Below are 4581 nucleotides of genomic sequence, written 5' to 3' on the forward strand. Positions count from 1 at the left end.
TCGATTTGTGTAAAAAATAAGCGGAACAATGGTTAAATATTTGTTACAGCCTATTTTTAAAAACAAAAAAACCAACAGTGCGCTTAGCAGATAAAAGCACAGTTTGTTTAACGATTTTATTGTCTATAAATAACGAGGAGTATGTAGGTTAAAGCATTCGTGGCGCGTATCATACCACTGTCAGCGAAAAAGTGAGCAAATTAACTGCACTTTTTTTTATTTTTTTGTCATTTTTTTATGCGTTTAGGGCTGTACAATTTCTAAACTATAGTCATCGAAGCTATTTTTACTTTTTGGAATGCTAAATTCAAACTTAAAAGGGCTATTTGATGGGATGCGTTGAATGGTTTTTAAACTGTCAACCAGATAATCCTGTGGCTTGAGTGTAATGTCTGTTGTCACTTCTCCCTGGTCTTTCAGAACCACCTTGATGGAAGGGAGTAATATACTGTTCTCGTTGCGGTTGATCAGCACCCCTGAGAACTGGGTTTCATTCTTGCTGGTTTGTTTAAGTTTAACCTTTTCAAAACTGAGATATTTATATTGGTCATTTTGGGTTTTGCAGGTCAGCATGCCGCAGACATAGTTAAACATTTTGTTTAAGGCAGGGCTATCGTGCATCAATTTTGGGTTGAACCATAAAATCTGGAACGCAAACACCACAATCAGCGCGATATTGCCAATTCCCCAGAGTGTGTAATAAAGCCACCCATGTTGTTTGGTACTGTGATCATCATGATTATTAAGTAAAACATCTTCAGACAAATTCAAATTAGGCAAGGCGCTCACTGGCTCTGTATTGAAATAATTTAGGTTATTAAGATAGGTGAGCAGATCAATATTGGAGTTTTCAATTTTCTGGTCAAAAATACTTAAAATCTGCATTTGCTTTTCTGCAAATGAACTGTCTGGCTGAATCGACGAAAATAGTGAGCGGCTATTGGGTGTCGGCACAACTTCGCTTGTCTCGGATTCCAGTAAATTTGTCAGTGCGTTAAAGTTAATCACGCATTTTGGACAACAAACCATACCCTGTGCAACACTGAGTTGTGAAAGGGTCACTTTGTACGCGGTTGAACACTTAGGGCAGCGGGTTTGTTTTTCACTCATGAGTAACAATATTCTCAAATTGTTGTTTTACGTTTTCCAGAAATGCGGCACCAGTTTTCTTCACGCTTTTCGATCTCTAATATATCAAAAAACTCAGAGTAAACACTAGAAACATCAGCAACTTGCTCTTCGATTACACCAGCAAGTGCGAACTCACCCTCATTTTTAAGCAAAGTTGCGAATTCAGGCGCCAGTGCCATGAGCGGTGCAGCCAGAATATTCGCAACCAGGACGTCTGCCTGTTGTGGTTTAAATTCCTGATCGAACTCTTCTGGCAAGCCCACATAAAGACGTTCCAGCACACCATTGAGTTCTGCATTTTGTTTGGTGGCTAACACCGCCTGAGGATCAATATCGGTTGCATAAACCTTTTTTGCACCCAGTAGCAATGCAGCAACCCCTAAAATGCCTGAGCCACAGCCATAGTCGATTACAACTTTATCTTTTACATCGGTTTTGCCCAACCACTGTAAGCATAAAAAGGTACTGGCGTGGTTGCCTGTACCAAACGCTAAACCTGGGTCTAGCTTAATGTTAGTGGCATCCGCTTCAGGTGGTTCCAGCCATTCAGGCACAATCCAGTATTTCTCACCAATCTGAATTGGTTCGTAGTAATCCATCCAGGCACGTTCCCAGACCTGATTTTCTAGATATTCATGGCGCATTGGCACATCTGGAAGTTGGGCCCTGAGAAAAGCCTCCAAGGTATCAACATCAATTGGATCATCTTCTTCCTGTTGATAAATACCCGTTACAATGACTTTATTCCAGAGAGGGGTTTCTCCTGGTAAAGGCTCAAGCAATGCCTGATCTTCGGCATCATCCAGCGTTACGCTGACCGCTCCCAGAGAAAGTAACAGGGTTTCGCTAAGTTCAACTTGATGTTGATCAACGGTAATATGAATTTGTAGCCAGTTCACAGGAAAACCTAAATTAATGTATTTGCAGTTATTGTAATGGATTCAAAACCGTTAAAGGGATTATAAAATAAACAGATTACAATTTTAAGATGAAATATGTTGTGGCCAATTCTATTTGTTTTATTGTGTTTTTTATATTTTTAGCTCATTAAAGGATACCTGCAGTAGGTATCCTTTAGTCTAGTGCTTTAAATTAAGGGGTGGTCTGTTCAACATCTGACTCTGAAATAGGCGGCGCTGGTTGCATTGGAGGAACATCCATACGCATAGGCGCACTGACGGGACGTGGCTCAGACTGGGTTTGCGACATGCGGCTCTGGGTTTCAGGCATTGTGCCTGCTGGCGGAGCAGGTGGCTGGAAAGCTAGTTTGCCCGCATCATTATTTTCACAAACACCGTTGAAAACAACACCTTTATAGGCAAATGAAACGGCATCACCCTGTTTTTTACCTTTACATACCTGTTGATACTTCTGTGTTTGTGGGTCTTGAGTGGTTTTGGCATTTGCCTGGGCTGCAACGGTAAAACACAGACCACAAATCAGTGATGAAAGTATAAGTTTCGTGTTCATATCATTGTCCTAAGTATTTGTTATGCATGTTTTAGAATAAGAAATTCATCAAATAAAACAGTGGTGATCAAGTTAATAATTATGGGGCGATGTGTTAAAAGTGGGATGAAAATGCAACATAACGTTTCTTTTTGTGTATTCAACAGCGATATCTAATTCTTGCAAGCGGCAAGAATATCGACAGTTTTTGTCAACTTAATATGAAAAATCCTGTATAATACTCTGTCATTTTTTGAATACACATTTACCACTATGCACTATCCTAAAGTTTACGACGTTATCGTGATTGGTGGCGGTCACGCTGGTACGGAAGCGGCACTGGCTGCGGCGCGTATGGGACGACAAACCTTATTGTTGACGCATAATATTGAAACTTTGGGGCAGATGAGCTGTAATCCAGCGATTGGTGGTATTGGTAAATCACATCTTGTTCGTGAGATTGATGCGCTTGGTGGCGCAATGGCGCTTGCGGCAGATAAAGGTGGTATTCAGTTCCGTATTCTGAATTCGCGCAAGGGTGCGGCTGTACGTGCAACACGTGCACAGGCTGACCGTGTTCGTTATAAGGCTGCAATTCGTCATACGCTGGAAAATCAGGCAAACCTTGATATTTTCCAGCAAGCGGCGGATGACCTGATTGTTGAGGGAGATAGCGTAAAAGGTGTCGTGACACAGATGGGCATCCGTTTTGATACCAAAACGGTAGTGCTTACAACGGGAACATTCCTAGGTGGCGTGATCCATATTGGTTTGCAAAACTCAAGTGGTGGCCGTGCGGGCGATCCTCCATCGATTGCCTTGGCACATCGCCTACGTGAACTTAAACTTCCAGTGGGTCGCCTAAAAACAGGGACACCGCCCCGTATTGATGCTCGCAGCGTTGATTTTTCGGTCATGACACCTCAACCAGGTGATTTCCCATCGCCAGTGATGTCATTTATGGGTGATGTGTCGATGCACCCTGAACAGGTCAATTGCTATATCACCCACACCAGTGAAAAAACCCATGATATTATTCGTGGTGGTCTGGACCGTTCACCGATGTATACAGGTGTGATTGAGGGTGTTGGCCCACGTTATTGCCCATCAATTGAAGATAAGATTCATCGTTTTGCTGATAAAGACTCACATCAGGTATTTCTGGAACCTGAAGGTTTGGATACCCATGAGCTTTATCCAAATGGTATTTCGACTTCATTGCCGTTTGATGTTCAGTTCAACTTGGTTCGTTCAATTCGTGGTATGGAAAATGCGCACATTTTGCGTCCTGGCTATGCGATTGAATATGACTACTTCAATCCACAGGCATTGAAGTTCACGCTTGAAACTAAAGCTATTCAAAACCTGTATTTTGCTGGTCAGATTAATGGTACAACAGGATATGAGGAAGCAGGCGCACAAGGTCTGCTTGCTGGTCTGAATGCTGCACGCCGTGCGTGGGAACAGGAAGAGTGGACACCGAAACGTGACCAAGCCTATATGGGCGTGTTGGTGGATGACCTGATTACGTTGGGAACTAAAGAACCGTACCGTATGTTTACTTCTCGTGCTGAATATCGTTTGATGTTGCGTGAGGATAATGCCGATCAACGTTTAACCCCAATTGGTCGTGAGCTTGGCTTGGTTGATGATGAGCGTTGGGCTGCCTATAGCGAGAAAATGGAAGCGGTTGAGCGTGAAACTTCCCGTTTGCAGCATCTATGGGCTGCACCAAATAATCCAATGGGTAAAAAATTCGTTGAAATGACGGGTGCTGATCTTAGTAAAGAATGTAGTGCGATTGATTTGTTGAAACGTCCAAATATCAATTTCAGTCAAATTGCAGAGTTAACGGGTTCGGAAGTGTCTGAGCAGGTGGGTGAACAGATCGAGATTGCGGTGAAGTATGAGGGGTATATTAACCGTCAGCATGATGATGTTGCACAGATGAAGCGCCTAGAGGAAACCAAAATTCCTGCTGACTTTGACTATGACGTTGTT

The 4581-nt window shown here is 42.6% G+C and carries 4 protein-coding genes; 1 reads left to right on the top strand and 3 read right to left on the bottom strand.

Annotated features, from left to right (window positions below; all coding sequences use genetic code 11):
* Nucleotides 1–243: 243 nt before the first annotated feature.
* From B4H32_RS06545 to B4H32_RS06555, 3 genes are all read right to left on the bottom strand, one after another.
* Nucleotides 244–1110, bottom strand: a complete 867-nt coding sequence (locus tag B4H32_RS06545) for a DUF3426 domain-containing protein (RefSeq protein ID WP_286800952.1) — start codon at nucleotides 1108–1110, stop codon at nucleotides 244–246.
* A 14-nt stretch (nucleotides 1111–1124) separates the two neighbouring features.
* Nucleotides 1125–2030, bottom strand: a complete 906-nt coding sequence (gene prmA / locus B4H32_RS06550; RefSeq protein WP_286800955.1) for a 50S ribosomal protein L11 methyltransferase — start codon at nucleotides 2028–2030, stop codon at nucleotides 1125–1127.
* Between the two features lie 193 nt (nucleotides 2031–2223).
* The gene (locus B4H32_RS06555; protein WP_286800956.1) at nucleotides 2224–2601 is read right to left on the bottom strand and encodes a hypothetical protein; all 378 of its coding nucleotides are present in this window, start codon (nucleotides 2599–2601) and stop codon (nucleotides 2224–2226) included.
* Nucleotides 2602–2853: 252 nt separating this feature from the next.
* On the opposite strand from B4H32_RS06555, the gene mnmG reads away from it, so the two are divergent.
* The coding region (gene mnmG / locus B4H32_RS06560) for a tRNA uridine-5-carboxymethylaminomethyl(34) synthesis enzyme MnmG (RefSeq protein ID WP_286800957.1) at nucleotides 2854–4581 on the top strand (1728 nt) is incomplete at its 3' end.

It is taken from the genome of Acinetobacter sp. UBA2063 (assembly GCF_002333245.1).
In the GTDB taxonomy this organism is placed as follows: Bacteria; Pseudomonadota; Gammaproteobacteria; order Pseudomonadales; family Moraxellaceae; genus Acinetobacter; species Acinetobacter parvus.